Genomic DNA, 12,813 nt, shown 5'->3' with positions numbered 1-12,813 from the left:
AGGCGGGGTGCTCCAGGGGCAAGAACCCGGTTACCTTTGAGGGGAGTTGGGGGAGTTGAGCGGGAGGCGCCGTTGCGGGGTCGCAGAAAGCATCCGGATGTTCCGGCTCCGGACAGCCCGTGGAGCGAGATCGTGCCGGGCCTGTGGATGGGCGGGCACCAGTTCGCGGGACGGGCCGGACCGGCCGAGGCCGTGGTCGTACGGGACGAGTTCGACCTGGTCCTGACGCTGCTGCGGCTGCCGGGGCACGGGCCCGACCCGGGCGTCGAGCACCATGTGTGGGCGATACCGGACGGGCCTCTGGACGGGACGCAGCTCACCGGGGTCATGCGGCTGGCGCGGGCGGCGGACGACGCGCTGGAGGACGGGCGGCGGGTGCTGGTCCGCTGTTATCACGGGTACAACCGGTCGGGTCTGGTCGTCGCGCACGCGCTGGTCCTCGCCGGACACTCCGCCGACGACGCGATCCGGCTGATCAGGGCCCGGCGCTCGCCGTGGGCGCTGCACAACCAGTTGTTCGTGGAGTACCTGCGGGCCGGGCTCGCCACGGCGCGGCTCCTCGAAGAACTCGCGGAGTAGAAGAGCTCACGGGGCCGGCGTTCCGCGCGGGTCGAGCGGCGGGGCGGTTCCGGGGACCTGCCCGGCGGCGGTGCGGTCGCGGAGGGCTGCCCGGCGGCGGGGCGGGAGGTCTTGCGGGCGGGCCCGGGTGAACAAAAAGGACTTCCGTATGAATAAGGTGTGCAGGGCGACCGGCCGTCCCGGGTCGCGCCCGGACGTCCGTGGCGGGCCCGTCGAGGACGGCCGCCGCCCCGGCGACAGCATTCTCTTCGTCGACCACGTGCGGTAGCGGCGCGCCCGCGCCCCCCGACGGTCGGCCCGGACGCAGGAGCGCAGTGATCCACAGCCGCCCCGCGCGCACGGCCCGCGGGCCGGCGCGCGCCGCTCTCGGAGCCGCCGTCACCGCCGTGCTGGCGGTCGCCCTGACGGCCTGCGGGGACTCCGGCGACCTGCGCGGCGCGGGAGCGACCCCGACCGCCGTGGGCCCGAGCAGGCTGTGGCCGCAGCTCGCGCCCGCCTCGACGCCCGCGATCGACTACGGCGAGGCGGACACCGAGACCGTCAAGGGCGTCACCGCACCCGGCGACGACATCCACGAGGTCGATCCGGTCGCGGTGGTGCGGGCCGAGGTGGCCGCCCATCCGGACGACTACACCGGAGCGCACGCGCCCTACGCGGAGACGGTGAAGCAGCTCAAGGACTGCGGGGAGCGCGGGGCGCAGGGCAAGAAGTGCCCGATCCTCCAGGCGTACTACCGCGACCTGACCGGGGACGGCAAGGACGACCTGGTGCTCGGCATCCGCTTCCCGAAGGACCAGCTGGCGGTCCGTGTCTACACGTTTCTGCACCACAAGCTGGTGGAGGTCATGGGTACGTCGGACAGCGTGGTCAGCGTGGAGCTGGCCGGCCGGGACGTGATCATCCGGTCGCCCTCGACGCTGCCCGGCTACGAGTTCCGTACGGTCTGGTCCTGGGATCCGCACCAGAACGCGATGCTCGCGACCCGCGACGAGATCCTGCGGGTCGGACCCGGGACTCCGCGCGGCTCCCGCACGACGCCGCCGGCCCTCGTCCCCACCCCCTCGCACTCCCCCGCGGCGTCGCCGGCCGCCACTCCCCCTGCGAGCGGTTCATGAGCCCCCGGCTGCGGCTGCCGGACTGGACCGCCACGCTGACCTGGAAGGCGGCCGCGTTCATCGCGGTGATGTGCTGCGGGCTCGCCGCCCTGCTCGGCGTCCTCGTGCACGTCTCGGTGACCGACCAGACCGTCGGTGAGGCGCGCAACCGCGCGCTCGACCGGCTGACGGACGTCACGGCGGCCTACGAGGCGGGCGACCGGCTGCCGCCGGGCGCGGCCGTCGACCCGCCCGGGCTGCCCGCGCGGTTGCGCGAACTGGCGGTGACGGGCAGGCGCGGCTCGATGGTCGGCGAGCACGACACCCATCCGACGATGTGGGCCGCCGGGCCGGCCGACGGGGGCCGGGCGCTGGCCGTGCAGTACGACTACGCGCAGGGCGCGCACACCATCGACGCCCTGGACCGGGCGATCGTGTGGTCGTCGGCCCTGGCGATCGGTGCGACGCTGCTGGTCGGCGCGTTCGCGGTGACGCGGGTGACACGGCGGCTGCACGCGACCGCTCGGGTGGCGCGGCGGATCAGCGCGGGCGACCTGGACGCGCGGGTCGACGACCCGCGGGCGCAGAATCCGCGGCGGGCGCAGGACGAGGTGGCGGCGGTGGCCGGCGCGCTCGACACGATGGCGTCGTCGTTGCAGCGCAAGCTGCTGAGCGAGCAGCGGTTCACCGCGGACGTGGCGCACGAGCTGCGGACGCCGCTGACCGGGCTGCACGCGGCGGCCGAGCTGCTGCCGCCCGGGCGGCCGACGGAGCTGGTGCTCGACCGGGTGGCGACGCTGCGCACCCTCACGGAGGACCTGCTGGAGATCTCGCGGCTCGACGCTCGCAGGGAGCGTCTGGAGCTGGACTCGGAGCCGTTGGTTCCGTTGGCCGAGCGGGTGGTGCGGGCGTCGGGGACGGACACGGAGGTGCTCGTGGTGCGCGCGGCGCGGGTGGAGACGGATCGGCGGCGGCTGGAGCGGGTGCTCGGGAATCTGGTGGCGAACGCGCACAAGCACGGCGCAGGGCCGGTGGTGCTGACGGTCGACGGGCCGGTCGTCACCGTCCGGGACCACGGGGAGGGCTATCCGGACTACCTCGTGGAGGACGGGCCGCAGCGTTTCCGCACCGAGGGCGGCGCGACGGGGCACGGTCTCGGGCTGACCATCGCGCTCGGCCAGGCGGAGGTCCTGGGCGCGCGTCTGGAGTTCGCGAACGCGCCGGACGGCGGCGCGCTGGCGACGCTGACACTCCCTCAGGACGGGCAGGGAGAGCCCGGCGTCCCCGATGGCGGAGTGTGACCTGCGGTCTCCGGCCACCCCTCCTAATGTGGCGAATAGTCAGCTTCGCCCCCTTTCTGGAGGAGCCCCCCATGTCCCTGCGGTCCACGCACACCCGAATCGCCATAGCTCTCGCCGCCGGCAGCATGGTCGCGCTCACGGCGGCCGGCCCCGCCCTCGCCGACGGGGATGGGGGTTTCGCGAGCAACAGCAACAGCAACAGCAACCAAGAGTGGAACAACAACGGCGGCGGTGACGGCGGCGGCAATGGCAATGGCAATGGCAATGGCGACGGCCGCGAGTGGAACAACGGCAGCGGCGGCGACGGCCGCGAGACCGGCAACGGACGCGGGGACGGCCGCCAGGACAACCCGCGCCGGTACAAGGGCAGGATCACCGCGCGCGGCGGCCTCGCTCTGCGCAGCGCGCCCAACCGCGGCAGTCAGCTGATCCGGGTCGCACGGCAGGGCGAGATCGTCTCGATCTTCTGCAAGACCCCGGGTCAGAGGGTCGACGGCAACCCGCTCTGGTACCTCCTCACCGACGGCACCTGGGCCTGGGGCCCCGCCCGCTACATCGACAACATCGGTCCGGCACCTCGCTGGTGCTGACGGCCCGGCATCCCGGCAGGTGAACCGGAACGGCCGGTTTGTCAGTTCATAACGGGACATCAGGTCGACCACTTGCTACGTTCCGGACATGACCCAGCCCGGAATGTCCGGAACGGCCGTGGCGGTGGAACCGGCCCCTCCCGCTGTACGGCTGCCCAGGCGCCGTGGCATCGAGTTCACCCTCATCGTCCTCGCCGTCCTGCTCAGCGTGTACGGATACTGCGCTGTCGGTCTCGCCAAGAACGGCACCGTCCCGCCCGGCGCCGCCGGTTACGGCGCCGGGCTCGGTGTGCTCGCGCTCCTCGCGCATGTGGCCGTGCGCGTCCGGGCCCCGTACGCCGATCCGCTGCTGCTGCCGATCGGCGTCCTCCTCAACGGTCTGGGCCTGGTGCTGATCTACCGGCTGGATCTGGAGACCCCGGACGACCAGGCGGCGCCGATCCAGCTCGTCTGGTCGACGCTCGGTGTCACGTTCTTCATCGTGGCCGTGCTCGTGCTGCGCGATCACCGGGTCCTGCAGCGCTACACCTACGTCTCGGTGGTCAGCGCGCTCGCCCTGCTCGTCCTGCCGATCTTCTTCCCGGCGGTGAACGGCGCCCGCATCTGGATCCGGATCGCCGGGTTCTCCATCCAGCCGGGCGAGTTCGCGAAGGTGCTGCTCGCGGTGTTCTTCGCCGGCTACCTCGCCGCCAACCGCAACGCGCTCGCGTACACCGGCCGGCAGATCTGGCGGTTCCGGCGGCTCCAGCTGCCCACCGGCCGGGTCCTCGGCCCGATCGTGGCGATCTGGCTGCTGAGCGTGCTGGTGCTGGTCCTGGAGCGGGACCTCGGGACCTCGTTGCTGTTCTTCGGCCTGTTCGTGATCCTGCTGTACGTCGCCACCGGCCGCACCGGCTGGATCGCGGTCGGGCTCATGCTGGCCTCCGTGGGCGCGGTGGCGGTCGGCCGGCTGGAGCCGCACGTGCACAGCCGGGTGGAGGACTGGCTGGACCCCTTCGCCTCGATCACCGCGGGGGACGGCCCGAACCAGCTGGCCCAGTCCCTCTTCGCGTTCGCCTCCGGCGGGCTGCTCGGCACCGGCCTCGGGCTCGGCCACTCGATCCTCATCGGCTTCGCCGCCAAGTCCGACTTCATCCTCGCGACCGCGGGCGAGGAACTGGGACTGGCCGGCCTGTGCGCGATCTTCCTCCTCTACGCGCTCCTCGTGGAACGCGGCTACCGCGCGGGCCTTGCGGTGCGCGACCCCTTCGGCCGGCTCCTCGCCATCGGGCTCGCCTCGATCGTGGCCCTCCAGGTCTTCGTCATCGCGGGCGGGGTGACCGGCCTGATCCCGCTGACCGGCATGGCGATGCCGTTCCTCGCCCAGGGCGGCTCCTCGGTCGTCACCAACTGGATCATCGTGGCGCTGCTGATCCGGATCAGCGACAGCGCCCGCGGCCGGCACGACGGGACGGAGACATCGTGACGAAGTACATCCGGCGGGCCATCGGGCTGTGCGCCGTGCTGCTGGTGGCGCTGCTCGTCAATGCCGCCCGCGTCCAGGTCGTCCAGGCCCCGTCGTACGACGGCAACCCCGCCAACCGCCGTCAGGCGATCGCCCGTTACGGCCAGCCGCGCGGGGACATCGTCGTCGACGGCAGGACCGTCACCGGTTCCAAGGACACCGGTGAGCAGCTCCGCTACGAACGCACCTACCGGGACGGCCCGTTGTTCGCGCCGGTCACCGGGTTCGCCTCGCAGGTGTACGGGACGACGCTGCTGGAGGGCACCGAGGACGGCGTTCTGTCCGGCGCCGACCCGATGCTCGCGCCGTTCCCGCTGTGGAACGACTTCACGCGGGCCCACAGCCCCGGCGGCAAGGTGGTCACCACGCTGAACGGGGCGGCGCAGCGGGCGGCGTTCGAGGGACTCGGGGCGCGGCGGGGCGCGGTCGCGGCGATCGAGCCGTCCACCGGCCGGATCCTGGCGCTGGTCTCCACCCCGTCGTACGACCCCGGCGCGCTGTCCGGGACGGGACCGGCCGTCTCCAGGGCGTGGGAGCGGCTCAACGCCGAGGACGACAAGCCGATGCTCAACCGGGCGATCCGGCAGACGTATCCGCCGGGGTCGACCTTCAAGGTGGTGACCGCCGCGGCGGCGCTGGACGCGGGGGTGGTCGACGACGTGGACGAACCGAGCGACTCGCCGAACCCGTACCGGCTGCCCGGCACGACGACACGGCTCACGAACGAGATCGAGGGCTGCGAGGACGCCTCGCTGCGCTATGCCTTCACCTGGTCGTGCAACACGGTGTTCGCCAAGCTGGGGTTGGACGTCGGACTCGACGCGATGACGCACACGGCGGCGGACTTCGGCTTCAACGACCGCAAGCTGCGCATCCCCTTCGCGGTGGCGCCGAGCAACTTCGATCTGCGGCTGGACAAGGCGCAGTTGGCGCTGTCGTCCATCGGCCAGTTCGACACCCGGGCGACCCCGCTCCAGATGGCGATGATCTCGGCGGCCGTCGCGGGAGACGGCACGGTCCGCAGGCCGTACCTGGTGGAGCGGACGACCCGGCGCGGCGGCGGGACCCTGGGCACGACGGGTCCGCGGACCCTCCACCAGGCGATGAGCGCGTCGACGGCCCAGCGGATGCGCGAGCTGATGACCGACGTGGTGGAGGAGGGCACGGGTACGGTGGCCGCCATTCCCGGTGCGACCGTGGGCGGCAAGACCGGCACCGCGCAGCACGGCGTCGGCAACGCGGGAACGCCGTACGCGTGGTTCATCTCCTGGGCCCGGCCCGACGACTCGATGGAGCCGGCGGTGGCGGTGGCGGTCGTCGTCGAGGACGCGGCGGCGAATCGCGGGGACATCAGCGGCGGCGGCTTCGCGGGCCCGATCGCCCGGTCGGTGATGGAGGCGGTGCTGGACACGAGGGGCCGCGGAGACCGCTGAACCGGGGGCGGACCTGCCCGGCCGTGTCGGCTCTCTCGTCCTGTGAGACGTGGGTGTGACAGCCGCCCGAGGCCGCCTACCGTTCGCTCATGACATTACCGACAGGCGCGCACGAACTCGCCGAGGTGAACATAGCCCGGCTCAAAGCACCTCTGGATTCACCGCAGTTGAAGGCCTTCGTCGACGCTCTCGATCCGGTGAACGCGGTGGCGGACGCGGCCGACGGTTTCGTATGGCGGTTGCAGAGCGACTCCGGGAACGCCACCGACGTTCCCGTCCTCGGGGACGACTGGCTGATCATCAACCTGTCCACCTGGCGCGATCCGGAGGCCCTGACGGCGTTCATGTACCAGGGGCAGCACCGCGAACTGCTGTCCCGGCGGCACGACTGGTTCGAGCGGCTCGCGGAGGCGATGACCGCGCTGTGGTGGGTTCCGGCGGGCCACCGTCCGACGGCCGAGGAGGCCGAGTCCCGTCTGCTGCACCTGCGTGAACACGGGCCCACACAGCACGCGTTCACTTTGCGGACGTCGTTCCCGCCAGCGGTCTCGACCGGGATCTAGAGCCCCCCGGGCACCAGTTCCCTGCGGCGCAGCCAGTCGTCGGCGACGTCAGCGACGCCGGTGCGGGCGGCCACCACGCCGCCGGTGATCGCACAGGTGGTGTCGACGTCGCCGAAGCCCTCGGCGGTGCTCCACAGGGCCCCGGTCAGGTCGGTCGCGTGCCGGGCGGCGCACCAGAGGGCGAAGGGAACGGTGTCGTCGGCGCGGATGCGCTGACCGTTGCCGAGGACGTCCGAGGCCTTCCAGGGCGGGGTGGCGAACGGGAGCACGGCCGCCCTCTCGACACCGTCCCGCACGGCACTCGGCGGGGTCGCGGCGGCGACCGCGGCCAGGTCGAGCCCGCCCCGCGCGGACAGTGCCGCCGCCATGGCCACCGCGACCGCGCCCGCGACGCCCTCCGGGTGGGCGTGCGTCACCTCGGCCGACAGCGCGGCCTGTTCGGCGACGGCGGGCAGGCTGGCCTGGAACCAGGCTCCCAGCGGGGCGACCCGCATGGCCGCGCCGTTGCCGAGGCTGCCCTCGCCGCCGAACAGGGCGCGCGCCAGCTCCGGCCAGCGGTGCGGCTCCTGGAGCAGCCGGGGCAGCAGTTCGTGCATGCCGTAGCCGTAGCCGCGGGCGGGGTCCGCGTCGTGGCCGAGGGCGAAGGCCCGGGCCAGTTCCGTCTGCCGGATCTCGCCGTGTTCGTCGAGGACGCGCAGGACACCGAGCGCCATCGCGGTGTCGTCGGTCCAGTGCCAGGTGTGCTCCTGCGGGGTGCGCCGGGCGCGGATCTCCTCGTACGCCTGGAGCCGGTCCCGGAAGAGGGGGAACCAGCGCTCGCCGAACGCGTCGCCGAGGGACAGGCCGTCGAGGCTGCGGCGGGCCGCTGGGCGGTCGGCGGGGATCGGCGGGGTCATGGGGTGATGATGCCGGGCCCGAGGGCCGGTTGCGCAGTGGTTTTCGCGCGTCGGGGTGTCGCGTCGCGGACGGTCGCGTACCGGTTGTGCGAACTAGTCCCGCCCAGGGGATTGACGAGCTTGCTGACAAGCAGTCTCATAAGTTGTGACCGCCGGTAACCCCCGCAGATCCCGTACGACGAGGTGGAAACAGTCATGACGACGGTGACCGAAGCCGAGGTGCTCCGTGATGCGCTCGGTCTGCTCAAGGACCGGGAGCAGGTGGCCGAGCGCCTCCTCGACTCATCCGCCAAGCACTCCTTCGACCCCGACAAGGAGCTCGACTGGGAAGCGCCCTTCGAGGAGGGCAAGTGGTTCTGGCCGCCCGAGCTGGTGTCGCTGTACGAAACCCCGATGTGGCAACGGATGAGCGAGGAGCAGCGGATCGCGCTGTCCCAGCACGAGGCGGCGGCGCTGGCCTCGCTGGGCATCTGGTTCGAACTCATCCTGATGCAGCTGCTGGTGCGGCACATCTACGACAAGGCGGCGACGAGCGCGCACGTGCGCTACGCGCTGACCGAGATCGAGGACGAGTGCCGGCACTCGAAGATGTTCGCCCGGCTGATCACCCGCGGCGGCACCCCGCACTACCCGGTGAGCCGGGCGCACCTCAACCTCGGGCGGCTCTTCAAGACCATCTCGACGACGCCCGGTTCGTTCACGGCGACGCTGCTCGGTGAGGAGATCCTCGACTGGATGCAGCGGCTGACGTTCCCGGACGAGCGGGTGCAGACCCTGGTCCGCGGCGTCACGCGCATCCACGTCGTGGAGGAGGCCCGGCACGTCCGCTACGCCCGCGAGGAGTTGCGGCGCCAGATGGTCACGGCACCGCGCTGGTCCCAGGAGTTCACCCGCGTCACCTCCGGCGAGTTCGCCCGCGTCTTCTCGGTCGCCTTCATCAACCCCGACGTGTACACGAACGTCGGCCTCGACAAGCGCGAGGCGATGGCCCAGGTCAAGGCGAGCGGGCACCGGCGCGAGGTGATGCAGACCGGCGCCAAGCGGCTGACGGACTTCCTGGACGACATCGGCGTGCTGCGCGGAACGGGACGGCGGCTGTGGAAGTCGTCGGGGCTGCTGGCCTGAGCCGTCGCGGCGGCGGGACCGGCCCCGGGCCGGTCCCGCCGGTCGCCCGCCGTTGTGTGGGAGTTGTGTACGGGCCGGTTACGCTGCCCGACATGACCTCGCAGGCCTCCACCCCCGCCTACCGCCGTCTCAGCGTCGAGGAGAGGCGCAGCCAGCTCCTCGAAGCCGCGCTCTCGCTGTTCGCCCAGCGGGTGCCCGAGGAGGTCTCGCTGGACGACGTGGCGGAGGCGGCCGGAGTGTCCCGGCCCCTGGTGTACCGGTACTTCCCGGGCGGCAAGCAGCAGTTGTACGAAGCCGCGCTGCGTTCCGCCGCGGACGAGCTGGAGCAGTGCTTCGCGGAACCCCCCGAGGGGCCGCTGACCGAGCGCCTCTCACACGCCCTGGACCGCTACCTCGCCTTCGTGGACCAGCACGACGCGGGGTTCAGCGCCCTGCTCCAGGGCGGCAGCGTCATCGAGACCTCACGGACGACGGCCATCGTCGACGGGGTCCGCCGGGCGGCGGCGGACCACATCCTGGACCACCTCGTGGTGCAGGACCCCGGGCCCCGGCTGCGGATGACCGTACGGATGTGGATCACGGCGGTGGAGGCCGCCTCGCTGGTCTGGCTCGACGAGGGCAAGGAACCGCCGCTGGACGAGCTGCGGGACTGGCTCGTCGAGCAGTTCGTGGCCGTCCTCGCGGCGAGCGCCGGGCGCGACGCGCAGACCGCCGCGGTGGTCCGGGCCTCGCTCGCGATGGAGCGTCCGGACGGCATCGTGGGGGCGCTGGTGCGCCGGGTGCTGCCCGTTGTCGGGGACGCGGCCCACCTGCTGTGACACTGGTCCGGTGAAGAGCGAAGACACCCCCTTTGCCGGCGGTCCGCTGGACGGCCGCGTGCTGCCCGTGCTGCTCGGGATCACCGGCCACCCGCCCAAGACGTACCGCGTCCCGGTGCCCGCCGCGGACGGCGGGCCGCCCACCGTGCTCGTGTACCGGCGTGTCCAGGCGGCGACGAGCCGGCGGCTCGGGCTCCACAAGGGGTGGAAGTACGAGTACGACCCCGAGGACGACGGGTCGGGGCCGCGGTTCGCGTGGCCCTGGTCCAACCGCAGGCACAAGGGCGCCGGCACGGGCGACGCCACGCCGGGCGGCAACGCCGACGAGTGACCTTCTTGGGCCGAAGCGGTCACCCGGCGCGCGCCCGGGACGCGCCCGCTCGATCCTGCCGGTGCGAGACGGGCGGTGGACGGGCCGCCCCGGCACCGGAGGTGATGACGTGTCAGGAAGGCTTCTGCGTCTGGTCTGCACGGCGGCGGTGGCGGCCGGAGCGCTGCTCGCGCCGTCCCCCGCGGTGGCCGTCCCCGACCCCGGCCCCGCCCCGACCGCAGGCAGCTCCGCCGGCCCCTCGGACCACGGCGGGAGCGGCACCGACGGCGCCGCGGGCCCGGGCGCCCCGCAGTCCGCGGCCACACTCCTGACGGAGCTTCAGCGGCTGTACCGGGAGGCCGAGAAGGCCACCGAGGCGTACAACGGCACCGCGGAGAAGCTGAAGAAGCAGCGCACGGAGACCGGCCGGCTCGACGCCCGCCTCGCCACGGCCCGCCTCTCGCTGCACGACAGCCGCGGAGCCGCCGGACGGCTGGCCCGGCAGCAGTACCAGAGCAGCGGCGAGATCTCCTCGTACGTACGGCTGCTGCTCGCCCGGGATCCGCAGCACGCGCTCGACCAGGGGCACGTGATCGGGCAGTTGTCGCTGGAGCGCGCCGAGACCGTGCAGCGGATCACCGGGAGCGAGAAGCGGACCGACGTGCTCGCGCGGGCGGCCCGCAAGGCCCTCGACGGTCAGCTGTCGCTCGCCGAACGGCAGAAGAAGGAACGCGACGCGGTGCGCGGGCGCCTCGACGCGGTGCAGAAACTGCTCGCCTCACTGACCGCGGAGCAGATCGCCGAACTGAACAGGACCGAGAAGGCCGGGACGGACACGGCACAGCGGAGCATCATGACGTCCGGGGCGCTCGGCAGCGAGCGGGCGCCGTCCCCCGCGGGCGAGCGAGCCGTGCGCTACGCCGTCGGACAGATCGGCAAGCCCTACGAGTGGGGCGCCGAGGGCCCGGCGGCCTACGACTGCTCGGGGCTCACCTCACAGGCCTGGGACCGGGCCGGGCAGCCCGTCCCCCGCACCAGCCAGGAGCAGTGGGCCGAGCTCCCGAGAGTCCCCCTGGACGAACTGCGCCCCGGCGACCTGGTGGTCTACTTCCCCGAGGCCACGCACGTCGCCCTCTACCTGGGCGGCGGAATGGTCGTGCAGGCGCCGCGGCCCGGCACGGACATCAAGGTCTCCCCCATCGCGGCCAACCCGCTTCTGGGCGCGGTCCGCCCCGACCCGGGCGGGGAGCCTCTGCGGCACTACACACCGCCGAAGCTCCCCGAGGGCGCGTCGGAAGGAAGCGACGAGGGCTACGCCTCCGTCGCCCCCGCGACCGAGGCCAGGTAGGCGCCCGTCTTCTCCGGGTCGTAGAAGAAGTTCTCGAAGTCGGCCGGGTTGTTGAAGCCGTTGGCGAAGCGGTCGGCGACGGGCTGGAGCTGGCCGGCCGCGCCGATCAGGTTGAGCACGTGCTCCGGCGGGACGCCGAGCATGGCGTTCGTCCACTTGGTGACGTGCTGCGCGGTGTCCCAGTAGCGGTCGAACGTCGCCTGCATCCACTCCTCGTCGAAGGGCTTGTCGCCGTGCTCGACGATCGAGGAGAGGTAGGCGGCGGCACACTTGGACGCCGAGTTGGAACCCTGTCCGGTGATCGGGTCGTTGGCCACGACGACGTCGGCGACGCCGAGGACCAGGCCACCGCCGGGGAGCCGGCCGATCGGGTTGCGGACCGTCGGGGCGTACCGCCCGGACAACGTGCCGCCCGCGTCGGTGAGTTCGACGTTGGTCGCCCGCGCGTACTCCCAGGGCGTGAACCGCTCCATGAGTTCCAGCGTCAACGAGAGGTGCTCGGCGGGGTCCTTGACGCCGTTGAAGACGTCGAGCGGGCCGCCGGGGACGCCCTCCCAGAAGAGGATGTCGGCGCGGCCCGAGGTGGTGAGGGTCGGCATGACGAACAGCTCGCCGACGCCCGGGACCAGGTTGCAGCGCACCGCGTCGAAGTCCGGGTGCTCCGGGCGCGGGCCCAGACCGTGGACGTAGGCCACCGCGAGGGCGCGCTGCGGCTCGCCGTACGGCGAACGGGAGGCGTCGCGGCCGAACATGGAGACGAGCTCGCCCTTGCCGGCCGAGACCATCACCAGGTCGTACGTGCGGGAGAAGTAGTCGAGGTCGGAGACCGCGGCGCCGTGGATGACCAGCTGGCCGCCGCGCTGGGCGAAGGTCTCCATCCAGCCGGCCATCTTGACCCGCTGGTCGACCGACTGCGCGTACCCGTCGAGCTTGCCGACCCAGTCGATGGCACGCTGCGAGGGGCCCGGGTCGAAGGAGCCGGGCGCGGCGACCGAGACACCGAGGCCCTCGATCCTCGGAGCCTGGGACTCCCAGAAGTTCAGCTGGAGATCGCGCTCGTGCTGAAGTGCCGTGTCGAACATGCACTGTGTCGACATGACCCGGCCGGTGCGGATCTCGTCCGCCGTCCGGTTCGACATCAGGGTGACCTCGTATCCCTGCGACTGGAGGCCGAGGGCGAGCTGGAGTCCGGACTGACCGGCTCCGACGACGAGTATCTTCCGCATGCGGGTGTTTCTCCTAGGACCTAGGC

Annotated in this window: 13 protein-coding genes; 11 read left to right on the top strand and 2 right to left on the bottom strand. The window is 72.4% G+C overall.

The window, feature by feature from the left end; all coding sequences use genetic code 11:
• Nucleotides 1–72: 72 nt before the first annotated feature.
• The 7 genes from ACIRQH_RS26045 to ACIRQH_RS26015 all read left to right on the top strand — a co-directional run bounded on the left by ACIRQH_RS26045 (nt 73) and on the right by ACIRQH_RS26015 (nt 7,064).
• Complete coding sequence (locus ACIRQH_RS26045) at nt 73–579, top strand: dual specificity protein phosphatase family protein (protein WP_358815742.1); 507 nt, start codon at nt 73–75, stop codon at nt 577–579.
• A gap of 314 nt (nt 580–893) precedes the next feature.
• Complete coding sequence (locus ACIRQH_RS26040; protein ID WP_388929725.1) at nt 894–1,694, top strand: hypothetical protein; 801 nt, start codon at nt 894–896, stop codon at nt 1,692–1,694.
• Nucleotides 1,691–2,974 (top strand): ATP-binding protein, encoded by a 1,284-nt coding sequence (locus ACIRQH_RS26035; RefSeq protein WP_388866652.1) that lies wholly within the window; start codon nt 1,691–1,693, stop codon nt 2,972–2,974. The genes ACIRQH_RS26040 and ACIRQH_RS26035 overlap by 4 nt, the downstream gene beginning before the upstream one ends.
• A gap of 71 nt (nt 2,975–3,045) precedes the next feature.
• Entirely contained in the window at nt 3,046–3,564 is a 519-nt protein-coding gene (locus ACIRQH_RS26030; RefSeq protein ID WP_404227077.1) for an SH3 domain-containing protein, read from the top strand.
• Nucleotides 3,565–3,652: 88 nt separating this feature from the next.
• The gene (locus ACIRQH_RS26025; protein WP_388866658.1) at nt 3,653–5,029 is read left to right on the top strand and encodes an FtsW/RodA/SpoVE family cell cycle protein; all 1,377 of its coding nucleotides are present in this window, start codon (nt 3,653–3,655) and stop codon (nt 5,027–5,029) included.
• Nucleotides 5,026–6,501: a penicillin-binding transpeptidase domain-containing protein gene (locus tag ACIRQH_RS26020; RefSeq protein ID WP_404227076.1), complete on the top strand. Its 1,476-nt coding sequence runs from the start codon at nt 5,026–5,028 to the stop codon at nt 6,499–6,501. Before ACIRQH_RS26025 ends, ACIRQH_RS26020 begins: the two co-directional genes overlap by 4 nt.
• 89 nt (nt 6,502–6,590) lie before the next feature.
• Entirely contained in the window at nt 6,591–7,064 is a 474-nt protein-coding gene (locus tag ACIRQH_RS26015; protein ID WP_388866664.1) for a DUF3291 domain-containing protein, read from the top strand.
• On the opposite strand, the gene ACIRQH_RS26010 is transcribed toward ACIRQH_RS26015, so the two are convergent.
• The gene (locus ACIRQH_RS26010; protein WP_404227075.1) at nt 7,061–7,960 is read right to left on the bottom strand and encodes an ADP-ribosylglycohydrolase family protein; all 900 of its coding nucleotides are present in this window, start codon (nt 7,958–7,960) and stop codon (nt 7,061–7,063) included. The two genes, ACIRQH_RS26015 and ACIRQH_RS26010, sit on opposite strands and share 4 nt — an antisense overlap.
• A gap of 195 nt (nt 7,961–8,155) precedes the next feature.
• On the opposite strand from ACIRQH_RS26010, the gene ACIRQH_RS26005 reads away from it, so the two are divergent.
• From ACIRQH_RS26005 to ACIRQH_RS25990, 4 genes are all read left to right on the top strand, one after another.
• Nucleotides 8,156–9,085, top strand: coding sequence for a diiron oxygenase (locus tag ACIRQH_RS26005; RefSeq protein ID WP_358815734.1), 930 nt, complete (start codon nt 8,156–8,158; stop codon nt 9,083–9,085).
• A 92-nt stretch (nt 9,086–9,177) separates the two neighbouring features.
• Nucleotides 9,178–9,903 carry a TetR/AcrR family transcriptional regulator gene (locus tag ACIRQH_RS26000; protein ID WP_388929720.1) on the top strand — a complete coding sequence of 242 codons (726 nt, stop codon included), beginning with the start codon at nt 9,178–9,180 and terminating at the stop codon, nt 9,901–9,903.
• 10 nt (nt 9,904–9,913) lie between these two features.
• Nucleotides 9,914–10,234 carry a hypothetical protein gene (locus tag ACIRQH_RS25995; RefSeq protein ID WP_388866676.1) on the top strand — a complete coding sequence of 107 codons (321 nt, stop codon included), beginning with the start codon at nt 9,914–9,916 and terminating at the stop codon, nt 10,232–10,234.
• 109 nt (nt 10,235–10,343) lie between these two features.
• Entirely contained in the window at nt 10,344–11,561 is a 1,218-nt protein-coding gene (locus ACIRQH_RS25990) for an NlpC/P60 family protein (RefSeq protein WP_404227074.1), read from the top strand.
• Here ACIRQH_RS25990 and ACIRQH_RS25985 read toward each other — a convergent pair.
• The gene (locus ACIRQH_RS25985; RefSeq protein ID WP_358815730.1) at nt 11,525–12,787 is read right to left on the bottom strand and encodes a styrene monooxygenase/indole monooxygenase family protein; all 1,263 of its coding nucleotides are present in this window, start codon (nt 12,785–12,787) and stop codon (nt 11,525–11,527) included. The genes ACIRQH_RS25990 and ACIRQH_RS25985 overlap by 37 nt on opposite strands.
• Nucleotides 12,788–12,813 lie beyond the last annotated feature (26 nt).

The sequence above is a fragment of the Streptomyces sp. NPDC102279 genome, assembly GCF_044766365.1.
In the GTDB taxonomy this organism is placed as follows: Bacteria; Actinomycetota; Actinomycetes; order Streptomycetales; family Streptomycetaceae; genus Streptomyces.
The sequence above is the reverse complement of the archived record's forward strand: the minus strand, read 5'-3'. Positions and strand labels throughout refer to the sequence as shown.